We start from the raw sequence: 17710 nt of genomic DNA on the forward strand, positions 1-17710 counted from the left end.
GTTGCAGATGTCCGCAGACTAGCCTTAATCGAACCGGTTATGAAGGTTGCCGCTACAAATGGCTACAAAAAAGCTACAGACAAAAAAACGCCCCGAACCGGTCGGGGCGTTTTCACGAGGATGCGGCCTCGGATTTACAGCGGATTAGCGAACACCGTCCTGACGCAGAGCGGCCGGGGTGAAGTCGCTGGTGGTGGCGGTGAAGCCGAAGTCATACGCCTGCTTCTCTTCGTTCTTCATGCCCAGTGCCAGATAGCGGCCGGACTGCAGGTCGTAGAGGGTTTCCAGCGCGTACCACGGCACTTGTTTGTCGTAGTAGTTCTCGGCGTGCGCCTCGGCTACGCGCCACAATTGACCGCGACCGTCGTAGTGGTCGATGACGGCTGCTTGCCAGGTATCTTCATCGATGTAGAAGTCACGCTTGGCGTAGATGTGGCGCTGACCTTCCTTCAAGGTTGCAACCACGTGCCAGACGCGACGCAGCTCGTAACGCGCAAGATCCTGGTTGATGTGGCCGGCCTTGATGATGTCGGAGTACTTCAGTTTCGGATCGTCGAGCTTGTAGCTGTCCGAGGCGATGTACATCTCTTTCTTGCCTTCAAGCTTCCAGTCGTAGCGGTCCGGCGCACCGTTGTACATGTCGAGGTTGTCGGAGGTCCGCAGGCCATCCGCCGCAGTACCCGGGCCGTCATAGGACACTTGTGGCGCACGGCGCACACGGCGCTGACCAGCGTTGTATACCCACGCCGAACGTGGTTCTTTCACCTGGTCGAGGGTCTCGTGCACCAGCAACACACCACCGGCCAGACGTGCCGGCGCGGTCACTTTCTGCTTGAAGTAGAACAGGATGTTGCCCGGGTTTTTCGGGTCGTAGTCCTTCATCTTGTCGCGGAACACGAACTGGTCCTGGAAGTACACCAGACTGTACGAGCCATTCGGCTGTGGCGTCGCCTGGGTCACCAGACGGGTCACACTGCCGCCGCGATAGCGGGTGATGTGGTTCCAGATGACTTCCACACCGGTTTTCGGAATCGGGAACGGCACGGCGGTTTCGAAGTTTTCCAGACCGTTGCCACCGGACACCAGATTGGTGGTCGTGGCGTTTTTCTTGATCGAGGCGAACACCTCATCCGGCACGGTGGCGCCGCGATGGGACGGATACACCGGCATTTTGAAGGTTTCCGGGTAGCGCTTGAACATCGCGTACTGGCCCGGTGCAAGTTTGTCCTTGTACTTGTCGGCATCTTTCGCGGTGATGGTGAACAGCGGCTGTTCACTGGCGTACGGGTTGGACAGGAAACCTTTGCTGTCGACGCTGCCGGCATTCTTCGGCAGCGGCTTCCAGGCCGGAATCGAACCGTCGGCATTACCGGCCATTTCGGCGCCCATCGGGGTCAGGCTCTTGCCCAACTTGTCGGCTTCGGCAGCAGGCACTGCGGCCATGACACTGGTCGCCAGCAGCGACAGGCCCAAAACACCGGCGTGGAACAGACTCTTTGTTATTTTCATAAATTCGTTCGTCCTGAAATGCAGTGCTTAGAAGTTCACGCCGAAGCTGAGCGCAACGAAGTCGCGGTCATCCACGGTGGTGTACTTGCCGTCGAAGAAGTTGGTGTAAGCCAGGCTCGCGGTGTAGGTGTTCTGGTACTCGGCATCGACGCCCAGGCTGACGGCTTTGCGACCTTCCTCGAAGTTGCCGCCAGGGCCTGGCGAGTAGCCGCTGACGTCGTGCGACCAGGCCACGTTAGGCTTGAGGTTCACACCGGCGAATACGTCGTTGTATTCCCAGATGGCACGACCGCGGTAGCCCCACGACATCGATGTGGTGAAGCCGTCGTTGTCGCAATTGCGGCTGCGGTTGTTCTGCGGCGAACCCGGCCCGGCACCATTGATGGTGCTGGCGTTGAGGATGTTGGCGCAGGTGTTGGTGGTACCCGTGGCCGGCAACTCACCCGGGCCATACACCGGATCGCGGCCATAACGCTTGTCGGACCGGCTTTCCAGCCCGCCGACGTAGGTCGCGCCGACTTCACCGACGAGGGTCAGACGGCTGGCGCCCATGACCTGGTCGAAGAAGTGTGTGAAGGTCGTTTGCAGTTGGGTGATTTCCTTACGCTCGTAGCCATGCAGATCCTGGCCAGGAACGCCAGTGAGCAACGAAGCGTTGGTCAGCGCGCCGCCCAGCGGACGTACCCCGGCGAACAGGATATCGGTGGAGTTCAGTTGCACCGGTGCGTTCGGGCGATAGCTGATTTCACCGCTCCACGCCGTACCGGTAGGCAAGGTGGTGGAGAAGCTCAGGCCGTAGAGGCGAATGTCTTCCGGGTATTCAATGAAGTAATTCGAGTTACCCGCCACCAGCAGTGGTGCGAGGGCAGCGAACGGTCCTGGCAAAGACGCTGCGGTGTTGTAGACCGACTGTGGCGCACCGGTGGCACTGAAGATCGGCGCACGGCTGTGGTAGTTCATGAAGTACGCGCCGAACTCGGTATCCAGTGGCTCGAACATGTACTTCAGGGACGCGCCCCACTGACCGCTGTCACGGGCATCACGATCCGGGCCACGACGCACCAGAACGCCTTCCTGGTCTACGTTGACACCGTTGGCAGCCAACGGCCCCAAAGCGATGGCCGGGATTTGTGAACGCTTGTTCAGCACCCGCAGGTTGTCGTTGCAACCGTCGGCAACGATGTCTGGCTGCGAGAAGAACGTGCCGCAGTTGTCGACGACGGTCTGGTCCCACTCAAGCTGATAGAACGCTTCGGCCGAGAGGTTCTCGGTCAGGCTCTGGGACACGTAGAACATGTTGACCGGGATCAGGCCTTCCTTGATCTCGGCGCCCGGACGACGGAATGCAGACACGTCGATCGGGTTGATGGAGTTGATGCCGCCGCCGATAAAGGTACTTTCACCCCAGCTCACCACCTGCTTGCCCAGACGCACGGAACCCGGCTGATCGGCGATGGAGTAGTTGTGGTAGACGAAGGCGTCGAGGATCTGCGCGCCGGACGACTTGGCGCCCTCTTTGCGACCCGAATCGCTGATGTCCTTGAACTCGCGGCTTTCGTCCTTGAGTTCAAAGTCGTACCAGTATTTGCCACGGACGAACACGCCGGTGTCGCCGTATTTCAATTCAAGGTCATGGATACCCTTGAAGATCTTCGAAAAGGTTTCGCCACTTTTGAAGTTGGCGTGGCCGTCGTCGGAAGTCTGCGACAGCCCCTGACCGCCGTTGTTGACGCCGATGAGGTTCTTGTTCGGGCTCTGAGTAGACCAACTGGCACCGATCGACAGGGAAGAGTCGAACTGGCCTTCGATTTCACCGACGTTGAAACTGACGCCGAATGCAGGCCCGGCGAGCGAGGAGGCAAGACTGACCGCCAGAGGCAGTTTCGCCCGGCGCCAGAACTGGTTTACTGAGGTCATCGACGCTACTCCATGTGCATTATTGTTATGGCAGTGAGTACTTTTAAAAACGTCTGAAGGACCGGATGCCAACGGCTGTCCGATGTCACTCCAAAAATGCATCGCCCCGTTTTGTGCGTGTGCCCCGTTCTTAAAAATCCTTGAGCGGACTATAGCCAGCAGGTGGTACTGCTTGATCCCTCTAAAGTGTGATTTGCAGCCGCCAACCACTCTGGAACAGTCCTTTCGCCAGTCCGACAGATGTCGGCACGGCAAGGATGGCTGATTTTTTCGATTTCACAAGCCAAGCGCTTGCTTGGTGGGTCTGGCGCGCCGTTTTCGGCGCGCCAGAGACACTTAAAGTGTCGAGAGGAAGGTGCTGTTATTGGCCTGCCATTCGGTGATGTCGAGGCGGATGCGCTTCTTGTCGAGCTTGCCGACGCTGGTCTTGGGAATTTCCGTAACAACAGCGATCTGGCTTGGAATCGCCCACTTGCTCAGGTGCCCCAGTTCGACGAATGGCTTGAGGTGTTCCTTGAGCTCGCGCGCCCCGATTTCATGACCTTCGCGGATCACCAGCAAGGCAAACGGGCGCTCGCCCCACTGCGGATCGGCGATGCCCACCACTGCTACTTCGCGTACCGCCACATGACGGCTGATCAGGTCTTCGAGGTCGAGCGAAGAGATCCACTCGCCACCGGTCTTGATCACGTCCTTGATGCGGTCGCGGATGTCGATCACGCCCATGCTGTCGAGCGTCGCAACGTCACCGGTGTGCAGCCAGCCGCCGGCCCACAGCTCGGCGCCCTTCTGCGGCTCGTTGAAATAGCCTTCGGTCAGCCAAGGTGCGCGCAGCACCAGTTCGCCCTGAGTCTCGCCGTCCGCCGGGAGAAAGTTGCCCTCAGCATCGACGATGGCAGCTTCCACCAGCGGCCCCGGCACACCGGCCTTGATCCGATAAGTGGTGCGTTCGTCTTCGGTGCCAGCCATCAACTCATCGTTGAGGTGCGCACATGAGACCAGCGGCCCGGTTTCCGACATGCCGTACGCGGCGGTGAGCTGAATGCCGCGAGCTTTGGCGGTTTCATACAAGGTGCGATTGAGTGCGCTGCCGCCAATGACGATTTTCCAGCCGCCAAAATCGTTGCCCTGCGCACCTTTGGCGTTGAGCAGCATTTGCAGGATGGTCGGCACGCAGTGGGAGAACGTGACCTTCTCCTTACGCCACAGCTCCACCAGAAACTCCGGGTCGTAACGTCCCGGGTAAACCTGCTTGAGCCCAAGCATGGTCGCCACGTAAGGCAGGCCCCAGGCGTGCACGTGAAACATCGGCGTGATCGGCATGTACACGTCGTTGGTGCCGAGCAGGCGCACGCTGTCGATCGAGCCCATGATCGTCGACACGCCCATGGTGTGCAGCACCAGTTGCCGATGGGTGAAGTACACGCCTTTCGGGTTGCCGGTGGTGCCGGTCGTATAGAACGTGGTGGCGACCGAGTTTTCGTCGAAATCCTGGAAATCGTACTGCGGGCTCGCGGCGGCCAGCAGTTGTTCGTACTCGCCGACCAGATTTGGCAGATCGGCGGTTTTTTCCGGCAGGTCGGTCAGCAGCAGGGTTTTGTCGACCGTGGTCAGGTGCGGCGCGATGGCCTGGTACAAACCGACGAACTCGCTGTTGACCAGCACAAAGCGGTCCTCGGCGTGGTTCATGGTGTAGAGAATCTGTTCCGGCGACAGACGCACATTGATGGTGTGGATCACCGCGCCGATCATCGGAATGGCAAACATGCATTCCAGGTAACGATGGCTGTCCCAGTCCATCACCGCCACGGTGTCACCGGCCTTGACTCCGGCAGCCGTCAGCACGTTGGCCAGCCTTGCGACACGCTCGATCAGGGTCGGATAGCTGTAGCGCAACTGGTCACGGTAGATGATCTCGCGGGTTTTCTCGTAACGGGCGCCGGACATCAACAGCCGTTTAATCAGCAATGGATACTGGTAAGCCCCATCGGCCGGGGGAATGACGCGAGTCTGCAACATAAGAATCCCTTTTCTGACTGCACGGTGTTAGGCGAAGAGTTTTGTACTCTAGATCGCTTATACGCCAGTCAAATCAGCCGAAGGAATGATTTGCACAGCCGTACAAATGCTAGCTTTGCGCCAGCATTTGCCGCTTTTCTATCGCTCAATGCATCTCGGTAAACGCGATTTTCACGCCGAGAGCGATCAATACCGCACCCATGGTGCGGTCGAACCAGTGGCCCATGCGGGCGAAACCGGCGCGTACGCGTTGTTGGCTGAACAGCATCGCCACCAGGCAGAACCAGACGGCCGTCGCGACAGCCAGATAAACGCCGTAACCGGCCTGCACCGATAGCGGCGTGTGCGGATTGATCACCACGGTGAACAGCGACAGGAAAAACAGCGTGGCTTTCGGGTTCAGACCATTGGTCACGAAACCCGAGGTGAAGGCACCACGCGCTGTGCGAACACCCGCTTCCTTGTGCAAATCGTCGGTGACGGTTTTTGCCGGTTGCGCGCGCAAGGCCTTGAAGCCGATATACACGAGGTATGCGGCAGCCGCCCATTTCAAGGCGTTGAACAGGACAATCGACTGCGACACGATCAGGCCGATGCCGAGTAGCGAATAACCCACATGCAGGAAAATCGCCGTGCCGACACCCAGTGCCGTCCATGTGCCCGCGCGGCGACCATGGGTCACGCTCTCGCGCACCACCACGGCAAAGTCCGGGCCGGGGCTGGCGACGGCCAGCAGGTGGATCAATGCAACGGTCAAGAACTCGGTCCAGTACATGGGGGCTCCTTTCGGCCAAGCGTAACGTTTTGTTTCATCTGGTAGGCTCGGCAGATTACGCCTTCCGTACAACGCACAAAAGGTACAGTTGATGACGAACCCGCGCCGCGCCGTATTCCTCGATCACCCTTCGCTGGATCTTGGCGATCTCGACCTCAGCCCGTTGCGCACCTGCTTCAGCGACCTGCAACTGTTCGCCCAGACCCTGCCGGAACAAGTGGCCGAACGCTTGCAGGGCGCAACAGTTGCGATCACCAACAAGATCAAGATCGACGCCGCCGCCATGGCCGCCAACCCGGATCTGAAACTGATCCTGATCACCGCCACCGGCACCAACAACGTCGATCTCGCAGCCGCCAGCGCCCAAGGCATCACCGTATGTAACTGCCAGGGCTACGGCACCCCGTCGGTGGCGCAACACACGATCATGCTGTTGCTCAACCTCGCTACCCGCCTGTCCGATTACCAGAAAGCCGTCGCTGAAGGTCGCTGGCAGCAGGCGAAACAGTTCTGTCTGCTCGACTACCCGATTGTTGAACTGGAAGGCAAAACCCTTGGCCTGCTCGGGCATGGCGAACTCGGCGGCGCCGTCGCACGGTTGGCTGAAGCCTTCGGCATGCGCGTTTTGCTCGGGCAGATTCCGGGGCGCCCTGCCCGGCCGGATCGCCTGCCGCTGGATGAACTGTTGCCACAGATCGACGCCCTCACCCTGCACTGCCCGCTCAACGAGCACACCCGCCACTTCATCGGCGCCCGCGAACTGGCGTCAATGAAGCCCGGCGCGTTCGTAGTCAATACGGCCCGTGGCGGACTGATCGACGAACAGGCCCTGGCCGATGCCTTGCGCGCCGGTCATCTCGGCGGCGCTGCTACTGATGTGCTGAGTATCGAGCCACCGAGCCAAGGCAATCCATTGCTGGCCGCCGATATCCCGCGCCTGATCGTCACGCCGCACAACGCCTGGGGCAGTCGCGAGGCGCGACAGCGCATCGTTGGCCAATTAACCGAAAACGCTCAGGCGTTCTTCAGCGGTAAGGCGCTGCGGGTCGTCAGTTGATAAACTGCTGCACTTTTTTTTGAGGAGCAGTTATGGATCCGCGCAGTGAAGTACTGCTTCGTCAGGCCGAGTTATTTCAGGGTTCACTGTTGTTGGCCGGGTTGCCTGCCGACGATTTGCTCGGGCGCCTGCCCAACGCCTTTGGCTGGTGCTGGCACGCCGGCGACCAAGCCGCGCTCGACGCTCGCTTCGAAGGCCGCAGCCATTTTGGCGTAAACATTCCCGAGCGCGAGTTCGATAGCGCCGTGGTGTTTCTGCCCAAATCCAAGGACCTGACCGATTACATCCTCAACGCCGTGGCCGCACGTCTGGCCGGTCGTGAAGTGTTTCTGGTCGGGGAAAAACGCAGCGGCATCGAAGGCGCGTCAAAACAGCTCAACCCGTTCGGCAAGCCCCGTAAACTCGACAGCGCACGTCACTGCCAACTGTGGCAAGTGACGGTCGCCAATGCCCCTGAAGCCAAATCGCTGGAAAGTCTGGCGCAAACCTATGAATTGCCGCTGGCCGAAGGCCCGTTGAAAGTCATCAGCCTGCCGGGCGTGTTCAGCCACGGTCGACTGGATCGCGGCAGTGCCTTGCTCCTGGAGCATCTGGATAAACTGCCAAGCGGCCATTTGCTCGACTTCGGTTGTGGCGCGGGTGTGTTGGGTGCTGCGGTCAAACGTCGCTATCCGCACAATCAGGTGACATTGCTCGACGTCGATGCGTTTGCCGCCGCCAGCAGCCGTCTGACATTGGCGGCCAACGGTCTGGAAGCCGACGTGCTGACCGGCGACGGAATCGATGCGGCGCCCATGGGTTTGAGCGCCATTCTGAGCAATCCCCCGTTCCATGTCGGCGTGCATACCGACTATTTCGCTACCGAGAACTTGCTGCGAAAAGCGGCCAAACATCTGAAAAACGGCGGCGAACTACGCTTGGTCGCGAACAGTTTCCTGAAGTATCAACCACTGATCGAAGAGCATCTTGGGGTCTGTGCGATCAAGGCCGAAGGCAATGGCTTCCGGATTTACCGGGCCAAACGCGGCTGAAGTTTCTTTTCAAAAAGAGGCTTGCTCTATCGGATTTGCCTAGGCAGAATCCGCTCCGTCCTAGGGGAGTAGTCTCCCACGAGCGCCAAGCTCGTCCGGCATACGTCAACATACTTGATCCTCAGATCATGGCGTATGCGACCCAAGCGTCCGCACCAGACGGATCGCAGGGTTTGACAAGACCTATGACACGCACACCTTACCCGGGGCGGGAAGGCTGTACGTGTCATAGCCGTGTCGACCCGCCCCTTAGGAAAATCCTGATGCTGGACTCGTTACTCGTTCCCACCGCAATCGTTGCCTTGGCCGAAATCGGCGACAAGACGCAACTGCTCGCGCTGATTCTCGCCGCTCGCTTCCGCAAACCCTGGCCGATCATTGCCGGGATTGTCGCCGCGACCCTGGCCAACCACGCAGCAGCCGGCGCGGTCGGTGCCTGGTTCGGCAGTTTCTTCTCGGATTCGGTGCTGCACTGGATTCTCGCCGCGAGCTTCGCTGCCACAGCGCTGTGGACACTGGTCCCGGACAAGATGGATGACGATGAAGCGAGCACTGCGCGCAAATTCGGGCCATTCCTGACCACGCTGATCGCGTTTTTCCTGGCGGAAATGGGCGACAAGACTCAGGTGGCTACCGTCATGCTGGCCGCGCAGTATCCTGAGTTGTGGCTAGTGATTATCGGCACCACCCTGGGCATGTTGATTGCCAACGTGCCGGTGGTATTGGCGGGTAACTTTGCCGCGGACAAACTGCCGCTGACCCTGATTCGTCGCCTGGCGGCTTCGGCATTCCTGATTCTGGCGATCGTTGCGGTGTACAAGGCGATGCAGAGCAGTGGCTGGGTTTAAACCGGCCTCCTGATCTGACACTGACCTGTGGTGAGGGGATTTATCCCCGATGGGCTGCAAAGCAGCCCCAAAACCTTTACATGCGGCATGTCTGACATTCTGAGACAGCGGGTTTTGGGGGCGCTGCGCACCCCATCGGGGATAAATCCCCTCGCCACAATGAAATCCAATCAACCACAGAAACTGCGGCAGTCTCAGGACTTCGGTGCTTTCTCGTACAGCGGCATGACTTTCGGAATCGCCGCCTGCAACGAAGCAATACGGCTGGTCGACGCCGGGTGAGTGCTCATGAACTCCGGTGGCGAACCTTCCGAGGCCTTGCTCATCTTGTTCCACAGGGTGATCGCCGCGTTCGGGTTGTATCCGGCACGGGCGGCCAGTTCCAGCCCGATCAGGTCGGCTTCGTTTTCGTTGGCACGGCTGTTAGGCAAGGTCATGCCGTAGTTGGCCACGGTGTCGGCCAGCGCCAGGCTGTCCTGACCCAAGCCAAACAAAGCACCCGCACCCTGCTTGGCCATCTCCATACCGTATGCCTTGGACATCGCTTCACGACCATGCTCGCGCAAGGCGTGGGCGATTTCATGGCCCATGACTGCGGCGATTTCATCGTCGGTCAGTTTCAGGCTGTCGATCAGCCCGGTGTAGAAAATGATCTTACCGCCAGGGCCGCAGTTGGCGTTGAGCTCATCGCTCTTGATCAGATTGACTTCCCATTTCCACTGAGCGGCATCCGGACGGAAGTTCGGCGCCTGGGCGATCAGGCGGTTGGCAATGGCCTGAACCCGCTTGGCTTCCGGGCTGGTCTTGTCCAGCACGCCTTTGCTCGATGCTTCGCCGACGGTCTTCTGATACGACTGGGCATACATCTGGTCGACCTCTTGCGAGGACAGCATGCTGAACATGTACTGCTTGCGCTCCACGCCCACGGCGCCGCCGCTGGTGGTGTTGACCGACTGACAACCGGCCAGCAACAGCGCTGCGCTCAGTGCACTTACAACCAATGTCTTGTTCATTAAAAAGCTCCCTGAAAACCTGTCGCGTATCGTAGGCGGGTAATTGTATCGGCGCCAGATACAACGGACGTGTTGCACCGACTTTCAGAAGTTTCCCACCCGCGCTGTCGTAAAAATTCACAGCGACCGGCAAGCCCCGGCAACTACGTCGCATACCGATCCATTTGCGACATCCCCGCCTGATCACGCCTTGCACCACTCATGGCTCATTGCCCGCTGCCGATACAACAGCGCAGACGTCCTCTTGCGTGCGGAGCTCCCATGAAGTTCAAGTCGATCCAATTTTCCGTCGCCGCTCTGGCCGGCGCCATCGTTCTCAGCGTGGTCGCCGCGCTGGTGTTATATGCGCTGTTCTCCGGCGCCCGCACCCAAGAGATGGTGCAGCAGCGCACTCAGGCACAGTTCGAGCAAGTCATCGAACAGCGCCTGACTTCGCTGGCGCAGACCCAGGTCAGCCAGATCCAGCGCGAACTCGAAGCGCCGTTGTTGATTGCCGGAGGGCTGGTGCGGGTCAATGCCCTGCTCGGCGCGCCGGGTGCCGATGGCCAGCCGCGACTAACCGTCAGCCGTGAGCAACTGATCAGCCTGATCAAGGAAAACGTCGAAAAGAACCCGAAGATTCTGGGTACTTACATCGGCTGGGAAAAAAACGCTCTGGACCACAATGACGCAGCCTACGTCGGCACTAGCGTAGTCGGTATCGATTCGGCCAACGGGCGCTTCCTGCCATGGTGGTTCCGCAATGACGACGGCACCCTGGGCCTGGACAAACTGGTGGACGTCGACGACCAGAAAGTCCTGTCCACCGGCGTGCGTGCCAGCGAGTACTACCTGTGCTCGAAAGAAAGCAAAAAATCCTGCGTGATCGATCCGGCGCCCTACAAGGTCGGCGACAAGATCGTCATGCTCGCCTCGTTTATTGAACCGATCATGCTCAACAACGCGTTCCAGGGCATCGTTGGCGCCGACCTGTCGGTGAACTTCATTCAGGAAATGCTCCTCGCTGCGAACCAGAAGCTGTACAGCGGCGCCGGGCAAATGGCCCTGGTCGGCAGCAACGGGCGGATCGTTGCCTACACCAAGGACCCGAGCAAATTCGGCGAGAAGGTCAGCGACATTCTCGACGCCGAGCAGATCGCCAACATGGCCAATCTCAAGCGCGGCGAAGTCACCTACTCCGTCGACAAGGACAAGGGTCGGATCGAACTGTACCTGCCGTTCGGCATCGGCCAGACCGACGCACGCTGGACGCTGATGCTGCAACTGCCGCTCGACGCGGTGATGGCCGACTTGCAGAAACTGCAGGCCGACCTCGACGCCCAGCGCAAATCCGACACCTTCGGCATGGCCATGGTCGGCCTGATCATTGCCGGCATCGGCCTGCTGGTGATCTGGCTGGTGGGCCACGGCATCGCCCGACCGCTGAAGCAAATGGTCGCCATGCTGGATGACATCGCTCAGGGCGAAGGTGATCTGACGCGTCGTTTGAGCAGTGATCGCAGCGATGAACTGGGCTCGATCGCCAAGGGCTTCAACACTTTCCTGAGCAAGTTGCAGGCGATGATCACGCAAGTGGTGACGTCGGTGCAGAGCGTCAGTGATTCTTCCGAACACACGGCCGACATCGCGATTCGCACCAACATCGGCATACAGAAACAAATGGCCGAGATCGAGCAGGTCGCCACTGCCGTGCACGAAATGACGGCTACCGCGCAGGACGTCGCGCGCAATGCGACCCAGGCTGCGCAAGCTGCCAGCCATGCCGATCAGGCCGCCAGCCAGGGCATGCAGATCGTCCGTGATACTTCGAATTCGATTGGCGTGCTAGCTGTGGAAATCGGCAAGGCTGTGGATGTAGTGCAAACACTGGCCAAGGACAGCGAAAACATCAACGCGATCCTTACCGCGATTCGCGGGATTGCCGAGCAAACCAACCTGTTGGCGCTTAACGCGGCCATCGAGGCGGCGCGCGCCGGGGAACAGGGTCGTGGCTTTGCCGTGGTCGCGGACGAAGTGCGCAATCTGGCGCAGAAGACCCAGAAAGCCACCGAAGAAATCCAGTCCATGATTCAGCAACTGCAACAAGGCACCCGCGACGTGGTGCGGGTCATGGAAGACAGCCAGAATCGCACCGACGAAAGCGTGCAGCACGCGGCAAAAGCGGCCGAGGCGCTGGAGACGATTACTCAGGCGGTATCGGTGATCAATGACATGAACACGCAGATTGCCAGTGCGGCCGAGGAGCAGAGTGCGGTCGCCGATGACATCAACCGCAACGTGATCAATATCGGGCAAGTGGCCAATGAAGTGGCGGGCGGCGCGGATGAATCGAGTTCGGCGAGCGCCGACCTGACCAAATTGGCGGAGCAGCAGCGACGGTTGATCAACCAGTTCAAGGTTTAAGGACGTCGGAAGGTTCTTCGAACCTTTTCGCGAGCAGGCTCGCTCCCACCTTTGGAATGCATTTCAACGGTGGGAGCGAGCCTGCTCGCGAAGGGGCCGGCAATGACACCCCGTCAACTCGTCACCCCGGAGTCAAACACTCCGGTCCATTCAGCTTCGGATCATTCACCAGATTCGCCAACACCCGCTCGCGCAACGCGGCGGGTTCACTGGCCAGCAGCGCCTGCAAGGTATGCAACGGCGTCTCGGGATCGAGCCAGGCCGCCTGCCCCGCCTCATCCAGAATCAACGGTCGTCGCTGACTGGCCGCTGACTGAGTGATCACCGCCGTGCTCAGCCACACCTGCTCCTGCACCGGATACGCTTCCCAGATCGCTGCAAAAAACAGCGAAGAGCCCTCACCCGGCGTCAGCCAGTACGGGCGCTTGCGCTGGGTCCCGCGCCATTCATAAAAACCGTTGGCCGGCAGCAGGCAACGACGCAGACGCAAGGCTTCACGAAACATCGGCTGCTCGGCCACCGTTTCCGCCCGGGCGTGGGCCGGGGTACGCGACAGATCGGTCAGCCACGGCGGCGTCAGCCCCCAGCGCGCACGGGCCAGAGTGCGTTCGCCATCTTCACCGGCACGCAGCATCAACACCGAATCGTTGGGGGAAATGTTCCACTGCGCCAGTTGATCGGCAGGAAAACCTGGCAGCGCCGCGAAGTCGCGGTTCCAGCGAAACAGGGCATAACGTCCGCACATGGGGCAACACGACTCACAAATAAAACGAACGTCAGCCTAACAGACCAACGTACCGGGGAAGCTCTCCGGTTCATCGCCGGGTAGCGGCAGCGCGGCATTGTACGCGGTGATCAGCTCAAGGGCGTATTCGGCCTTATCATTGTCGACCGACAGCCCCAACAGGCCAAAGATCGGCAACTCGCCCGTGCCGCCGAGCAGATCCCGCCCCATCAGGTGCGCCTCGATGCCTTCGCTGGCAAGCATGCCCTTGAGCATCTCGCCTTCCATCAGGTTTTCCGGCTCGTAGATTCGCTGCATGGGCGCCCCTCATTCGTTTTCGCTAAGTACATCGAGCATCCATTCAATACCGTCAGTTTGCAGCTTGAATATGATCGGTTTACAGCATACCGGGCAGTCCTCGGTGTACTTCTGATCTCCTCCGGACAAATCCAGAACCGCTTCGCACCTTTCCCCACAATATGGACATTCATAATGCTCGGTTTCCAGCATCGCGGTCTCCCAGGTGACTTGTGCGTATAATCGCCGGTCTATTTGCAGGGCTATTTTTGTCTGGCTACTTTTCAGACCGTGCCCCGTTGGTTTTCGATCAAAACCTTTACTTACCCTAGCCGTTTCCAACAAGAGAGCATGATGGGCGAATTCGATGCCATCCGACCTTACGACGACAGCGAAGTACCTGCGGTACTGGCAAGACTGCTCGGCGACAAGGCGTTTCTAGATATCCTCACCCACTTCCGCTTCCCGCGTTTTGCCGGTGCCTTCGGCTGGATGCTCAAACCACTTATAGCCCATCGGCTGCGTCGTGAGTTCGCCGACGTGACGTCGGTGGCGACCTTGCAGGACAAAGTCGAGTTCTACGTCGACCACACCATCGAGCGCGCCACCGATGGCGTGACCTATACCGGTGTCGAGCAATTCAAGTCCGGCAGCGCGTATCTGTTCATCGCCAACCACCGCGACATCGTGATGGACCCGGCCTTCGTCAACTACGCCGTGTATCACGCCGGCCTGCCGACGCCGCGTATCGCGATTGGTGACAACCTGCTGCAAAAGCCCTTTGTCAGCGATCTGATGCGCCTGAACAAAAGCTTCATCGTTCACCGTTCGATCACCGGACGCCGCGAGAAAATGGCTGCGTACCAATTGCTGTCGGCCTACATCAACCACTCGATCCGCAACGACTGCGCCTCGATCTGGATCGCTCAGGCCGAAGGTCGGGCCAAGGACGGTGACGACCGTACCGAGTCGGCGATCCTCAAGATGTTCCACATGAGCCGCAAGGACGAACCGTTCGGTGAAGTCATTCAGTCGCTGAACGTCACCCCGGTGTCGATCAGCTACGAATACGACCCGTGCGACCAGGCCAAGGCCCGCGAGCTGTACATCCGCGCCACCACCGGCACCTACGCCAAGGCGCCGGGCGAAGATGACGTGAGTATCGCCAAGGGCATCACCGGTTACAAAGGCCGGGTGCACGTGAACTTTGCCGCGCCAATCACCGAGCTGTTCGAAGACACCAAGCAATTGGCGGTCGAGATGGACAAGCAGATTCTCGGCGGTTATCGCCTGTTCCCGGTGCATTACCTGGCGTATGCGCAGTGGGCGGATGCTGATCCGCAGTTGAACGTGCCGAAGGCTGCCGAGGTGTTCCCGGCGGATGAACTGGCCAAGGCGCAGGAAGAGTGGCAGCAACGGTTGGACGCCTGCCCTGAAGAGCATCGTCCGTATCTGGTGCTGCAATATGCGACGCCGGTGCGCAATCAGTACCGGGTCAAGGCTGGGTTGGCGCTGTAAGCGTCTTCGGCCAGAGACAAAAACGGCGCCTTTGTGGTGAAGGGAGTTATCCCCGATGGGGCGCGAAGCGGCCCCAGGTTTCTGCCTGAGAAATCATGGGCCTGCTGCGCACGCCATCGGGGATAAATCCCCTCACCACAAGGTTTTGCATTCGCTTCAGAAGCGGGTGCTGACCCACGAAATGAGCAGCGCCAGCCCCAGGCAGGCAAAGCCGAAGCGATAGAAAAACCGGTTCATGCGCAACGTTGCCCAATCGAGGATCGGCTCGGCGTTCGGCTGCGCCTGGCGCTGGGCCGCAATACTGGCCATTGCGCGTTGTTCACGGCGGCGAGTCGCGTGCAGCAGCCAACTGCCCGGGAAGGCCAGCAGCAGGGCCAACAGATTGATCAATTTGGCGGGATGGGCGGTAAACAGCGTCATCAAATGCAGCGACATCACAGACCTCAAACTTAATCGGTGTGGCAGGCGCCAGACCGACGACTGCGGCGGGATTCTACCGAAACCGGCCCCCGACGCCTCCCTTTTACGACAAATAACCCATCAATCGACCGATGGCTGTCCTGTGTCACGGCTTCGTCATTTACATCGGCCACCATGCGCGCCTCGAAACACACATGGAATGCGACATGCTTCACGCTGAAAACCAGGATCGTCTCTACCTCATCACCCCATCCGACGAACAGCAGAGCCTCGTCGGCAGCCTTGCCTTCAATGTTCAGGATCGCCATTGGCTGGTGTATTGCGCACTGGGCGGGCATCAGCATGCGGATTTGCCCGAGACGGATTTACTGACTGGGGTCAGCGTGCTCGATTTCTATTCGCAAGCTGCGTGAGTCAAGAGCCCCTCACCCTAACCCTCTCCCGGAGGGAGAGGGGACTGACCGAGATGAATATTTAAGTTACGTCGACCTGAAATATCGAGCCGTACTCAAGCCTTGAAAAGCCCCCAATCGGCTCCCTTCCCCCTCGCCCCCCTGGGGGAGAGGGCTGGGGTGAGGGGGATGGATCTTCCAGACAACCCGAATCCAGAACCTGCACACATGAAAAAGCCCGGAGCCATCACTGGCACCGGGCTTTTTTACATCAGCCGAAAGACTTACTCAGCGAGAACCTGCCCAACAGTCGGGTCCTTGAACAGACGCGTCAACGCATCGCTCAACACGTCACTCACCAGTTTGGTGTTGGTTTCCTGATTCGGCGCCATGCCGAAACGCTGGTCCAGCGATGCGCCGTAACGGCCGCTGTAGCGGCGGTTGGCGTTCTGTACGTCGGAGCGGAAGGTTGCGCCGATGGTGGCTTCGGTCACGTACATGCCTTCTTTAGGCGACTGATATTTCAGTTCCGCCAGGGTCACGGTCAACTGGGGAGCATTCGGCGCGTTGTTGGTCGGGGTGAACCCGAGCAGACGCACGGCGGCTTCAGCCTGAGCCTGCAACTTCGGCAGGATCTGCTCGCGTTGCACGGTGATGGCGCTGGTTTCCGGGTAAAGACCACCACGGGTGCCCAGGGTTGGCGACGGACGACCGTCAACCACACGCACTACCACAGGCTGGCCACGGCCGACGGCTGGCAATTGCGTGGTCAGCTTCGGTTCCGGACTCAGTTGTTGCGGGCTGTGGGCGCAGCCGGCCAGAGTCAAACCGGCCACAGTGATCAAACCGAACAACAGGCGTTGCAACATGCTCTTCTCTCCAGAATCAGGCACAAACAGGCCGGCAGTATAGCGGTGGGCCACTGCGGGTCACCAGCATCGCGAGGTGAATACTGAAATGTCTGACAAACCCTGTCGAAAGCGGTTCCTGTCACACATTCTTCACCGCCCATACACCTTGACGTCACGGGTCGCTGGCAATCTTCAAACCAGTCCTCCAACAAGGTACTCGGCCATGCGTTATCTGATCTCGTTGTTCGCCCCACGCCCGCTGCACCGCAGCTTCGCCCTGCTCGATCGTAACGGCCATTGTCAGGCGTTCAAGCAGTGCAGCCTGCAACCGATGGGCGATGGCTGGGTCGAAATCGAAGAAATCCGCCTGCAGTGGTTGAACCAGCCGCTGCCCGCCAGCGCCCGGGTCGTACCGCGACAAATGCGCGCACGGGCTCAAGTGCAGTTGACCATCTGACCGTACGGCTAATAAAAGTCATTAAACACAACCAACTCCGCGCATTTCTTCGATACAATCTCCCCCCGATTATAAGGACGTCTCCTGATCGGGCCCCGCAACAGCGTCAATGCGCTTGCATCGACATCAAAAATCGCCCACAGAGAGCCGCCCACACAGATCGAGTGAAGTTGGCGCGCTTGCCTGTTCTTCCGGCAAAACCCCGCTTTTCGCGAATCTGCAGAGCTGTCATGACGCTCGGTCACTGAGCTGTTTTGCCTTCACGGGCACGGTGCCAGGCTTCGACAGCCCTTTTTTGAGGTTCACGTCTTCAAAAGAGCGTGAAAAAAACGGGTTTTCACAACTTCACAAGAGTGTGGCGAGCAAATGAATAGTTTTGCGTCTGAACATGCACCATTAGCGTCTGAAACAGCCCAACGACACAGGACCGGGTACACCTCGAATATCGGAGCCTGAAGCCTGTCCGCTACGGATTTGGT

17 protein-coding genes and 1 riboswitch are annotated in these 17710 nt (G+C 59.4%); of the genes, 7 read left to right on the forward strand and 10 right to left on the reverse strand.

Features of this window, described 5'->3' with window-relative positions; translation table 11 throughout:
• Positions 1-144: 144 nt before the first annotated feature.
• The 4 genes from ACA043_RS24520 to ACA043_RS24535 form a co-directional block, all read right to left on the reverse strand.
• Entirely contained in the window at positions 145-1509 is a 1365-nt protein-coding gene (locus ACA043_RS24520) for a DUF1329 domain-containing protein (protein WP_187678019.1), read from the reverse strand.
• 27 nt (positions 1510-1536) lie between these two features.
• On the reverse strand, positions 1537-3426 hold the full coding sequence (locus tag ACA043_RS24525) for a DUF1302 domain-containing protein (protein ID WP_187678020.1): 1890 nt from the start codon (positions 3424-3426) through the stop codon (positions 1537-1539).
• A gap of 336 nt (positions 3427-3762) precedes the next feature.
• Entirely contained in the window at positions 3763-5445 is a 1683-nt protein-coding gene (locus tag ACA043_RS24530) for a fatty acid--CoA ligase (protein WP_489881049.1), read from the reverse strand.
• 145 nt (positions 5446-5590) lie between these two features.
• Entirely contained in the window at positions 5591-6220 is a 630-nt protein-coding gene (locus ACA043_RS24535; RefSeq protein ID WP_187678022.1) for a LysE family translocator, read from the reverse strand.
• Between the two features lie 91 nt (positions 6221-6311).
• Between ACA043_RS24535 and ACA043_RS24540 the strand changes: the two genes are divergently transcribed.
• The 3 genes from ACA043_RS24540 (at position 6312) to ACA043_RS24550 (ending at position 9156) form a co-directional block, all read left to right on the forward strand.
• The gene (locus tag ACA043_RS24540) at positions 6312-7277 is read left to right on the forward strand and encodes a 2-hydroxyacid dehydrogenase (RefSeq protein ID WP_497658083.1); all 966 of its coding nucleotides are present in this window, start codon (positions 6312-6314) and stop codon (positions 7275-7277) included.
• A gap of 32 nt (positions 7278-7309) precedes the next feature.
• Complete coding sequence (locus ACA043_RS24545) at positions 7310-8308, forward strand: methyltransferase (RefSeq protein ID WP_401271737.1); 999 nt, start codon at positions 7310-7312, stop codon at positions 8306-8308.
• Positions 8309-8358: 50 nt separating this feature from the next.
• Positions 8359-8483: riboswitch (yybP-ykoY riboswitch) on the forward strand.
• A gap of 88 nt (positions 8484-8571) precedes the next feature.
• Positions 8572-9156 carry a TMEM165/GDT1 family protein gene (locus tag ACA043_RS24550; protein ID WP_401271739.1) on the forward strand — a complete coding sequence of 195 codons (585 nt, stop codon included), beginning with the start codon at positions 8572-8574 and terminating at the stop codon, positions 9154-9156.
• 194 nt (positions 9157-9350) lie between these two features.
• On the opposite strand, the gene ACA043_RS24555 is transcribed toward ACA043_RS24550, so the two are convergent.
• Positions 9351-10169: a M48 family metallopeptidase gene (locus ACA043_RS24555; protein WP_187678026.1), complete on the reverse strand. Its 819-nt coding sequence runs from the start codon at positions 10167-10169 to the stop codon at positions 9351-9353.
• Between the two features lie 261 nt (positions 10170-10430).
• Here ACA043_RS24555 and ACA043_RS24560 point away from each other — a divergent pair, with 261 nt between their 5' ends.
• Positions 10431-12572, forward strand: a complete 2142-nt coding sequence (locus tag ACA043_RS24560; RefSeq protein ID WP_497658084.1) for a methyl-accepting chemotaxis protein — start codon at positions 10431-10433, stop codon at positions 12570-12572.
• Between the two features lie 121 nt (positions 12573-12693).
• Here the strand turns inward: ACA043_RS24560 and ACA043_RS24565 are convergent, their stop codons facing one another.
• The 3 genes from ACA043_RS24565 to ACA043_RS24575 are packed head-to-tail and all read right to left on the reverse strand — an operon-like array spanning position 12694 to position 13806.
• The gene (locus ACA043_RS24565) at positions 12694-13317 is read right to left on the reverse strand and encodes an SOS response-associated peptidase (protein ID WP_187678028.1); all 624 of its coding nucleotides are present in this window, start codon (positions 13315-13317) and stop codon (positions 12694-12696) included.
• 36 nt (positions 13318-13353) lie between these two features.
• A complete protein-coding gene (locus ACA043_RS24570) occupies positions 13354-13614 on the reverse strand; it encodes a putative signal transducing protein (protein ID WP_187678029.1) in 261 nt (86 codons plus the stop codon).
• Between the two features lie 9 nt (positions 13615-13623).
• Entirely contained in the window at positions 13624-13806 is a 183-nt protein-coding gene (locus tag ACA043_RS24575; protein ID WP_489881046.1) for a CPXCG motif-containing cysteine-rich protein, read from the reverse strand.
• A gap of 141 nt (positions 13807-13947) precedes the next feature.
• On the opposite strand from ACA043_RS24575, the gene ACA043_RS24580 reads away from it, so the two are divergent.
• Complete coding sequence (locus tag ACA043_RS24580; protein WP_497615340.1) at positions 13948-15111, forward strand: 1-acyl-sn-glycerol-3-phosphate acyltransferase; 1164 nt, start codon at positions 13948-13950, stop codon at positions 15109-15111.
• Positions 15112-15267: 156 nt separating this feature from the next.
• On the opposite strand, the gene ACA043_RS24585 is transcribed toward ACA043_RS24580, so the two are convergent.
• The gene (locus tag ACA043_RS24585) at positions 15268-15546 is read right to left on the reverse strand and encodes a hypothetical protein (protein WP_095190593.1); all 279 of its coding nucleotides are present in this window, start codon (positions 15544-15546) and stop codon (positions 15268-15270) included.
• Between the two features lie 191 nt (positions 15547-15737).
• Between ACA043_RS24585 and ACA043_RS24590 the strand changes: the two genes are divergently transcribed.
• Entirely contained in the window at positions 15738-15944 is a 207-nt protein-coding gene (locus tag ACA043_RS24590; RefSeq protein ID WP_047296561.1) for a hypothetical protein, read from the forward strand.
• A 263-nt stretch (positions 15945-16207) separates the two neighbouring features.
• Here ACA043_RS24590 and ACA043_RS24595 read toward each other — a convergent pair whose 3' ends face one another.
• A complete protein-coding gene (locus tag ACA043_RS24595) occupies positions 16208-16792 on the reverse strand; it encodes a YajG family lipoprotein (RefSeq protein ID WP_007912832.1) in 585 nt (194 codons plus the stop codon).
• Positions 16793-16997: 205 nt separating this feature from the next.
• On the opposite strand from ACA043_RS24595, the gene ACA043_RS24600 reads away from it, so the two are divergent.
• A complete protein-coding gene (locus tag ACA043_RS24600) occupies positions 16998-17231 on the forward strand; it encodes a hypothetical protein (protein WP_187678031.1) in 234 nt (77 codons plus the stop codon).
• Positions 17232-17710: the final 479 nt, after the last annotated feature.

Source organism: Pseudomonas sp. LBUM1648, from assembly GCF_059716145.1.

Excerpts from the sequence above, each read along its gene's own strand:
- ACA043_RS24565 (WP_187678028.1), bottom strand. The coding sequence starts at position 13,317 with ATGTGCGGACGTTATGCCCTGTTTCGCTGGAACCGCGACTTCGCGGCG.
- ACA043_RS24585 (WP_095190593.1), bottom strand. The coding sequence starts at position 15,546 with ATGTCGCTGCATTTGATGACGCTGTTTACCGCCCATCCCGCCAAATTG.
- ACA043_RS24550 (WP_401271739.1), top strand. The coding sequence starts at position 8,572 with ATGCTGGACTCGTTACTCGTTCCCACCGCAATCGTTGCCTTGGCCGAA.
- ACA043_RS24535 (WP_187678022.1), bottom strand. The coding sequence starts at position 6,220 with ATGTACTGGACCGAGTTCTTGACCGTTGCATTGATCCACCTGCTGGCC.
- ACA043_RS24525 (WP_187678020.1), bottom strand. The coding sequence starts at position 3,426 with ATGACCTCAGTAAACCAGTTCTGGCGCCGGGCGAAACTGCCTCTGGCG.
- ACA043_RS24540 (WP_497658083.1), top strand. The coding sequence starts at position 6,312 with ATGACGAACCCGCGCCGCGCCGTATTCCTCGATCACCCTTCGCTGGAT.
- ACA043_RS24600 (WP_187678031.1), top strand. The coding sequence starts at position 16,998 with ATGCGTTATCTGATCTCGTTGTTCGCCCCACGCCCGCTGCACCGCAGC.
- ACA043_RS24595 (WP_007912832.1), bottom strand. The coding sequence starts at position 16,792 with ATGTTGCAACGCCTGTTGTTCGGTTTGATCACTGTGGCCGGTTTGACT.
- ACA043_RS24560 (WP_497658084.1), top strand. The coding sequence starts at position 10,431 with ATGAAGTTCAAGTCGATCCAATTTTCCGTCGCCGCTCTGGCCGGCGCC.
- ACA043_RS24530 (WP_489881049.1), bottom strand. The coding sequence starts at position 5,445 with ATGTTGCAGACTCGCGTCATTCCCCCGGCCGATGGGGCTTACCAGTAT.
- ACA043_RS24545 (WP_401271737.1), top strand. The coding sequence starts at position 7,310 with ATGGATCCGCGCAGTGAAGTACTGCTTCGTCAGGCCGAGTTATTTCAG.
- ACA043_RS24575 (WP_489881046.1), bottom strand. The coding sequence starts at position 13,806 with ATGCTGGAAACCGAGCATTATGAATGTCCATATTGTGGGGAAAGGTGC.
- ACA043_RS24555 (WP_187678026.1), bottom strand. The coding sequence starts at position 10,169 with ATGAACAAGACATTGGTTGTAAGTGCACTGAGCGCAGCGCTGTTGCTG.
- ACA043_RS24570 (WP_187678029.1), bottom strand. The coding sequence starts at position 13,614 with ATGCAGCGAATCTACGAGCCGGAAAACCTGATGGAAGGCGAGATGCTC.
- ACA043_RS24580 (WP_497615340.1), top strand. The coding sequence starts at position 13,948 with ATGGGCGAATTCGATGCCATCCGACCTTACGACGACAGCGAAGTACCT.
- ACA043_RS24520 (WP_187678019.1), bottom strand. The coding sequence starts at position 1,509 with ATGAAAATAACAAAGAGTCTGTTCCACGCCGGTGTTTTGGGCCTGTCG.
- ACA043_RS24590 (WP_047296561.1), top strand. The coding sequence starts at position 15,738 with ATGCTTCACGCTGAAAACCAGGATCGTCTCTACCTCATCACCCCATCC.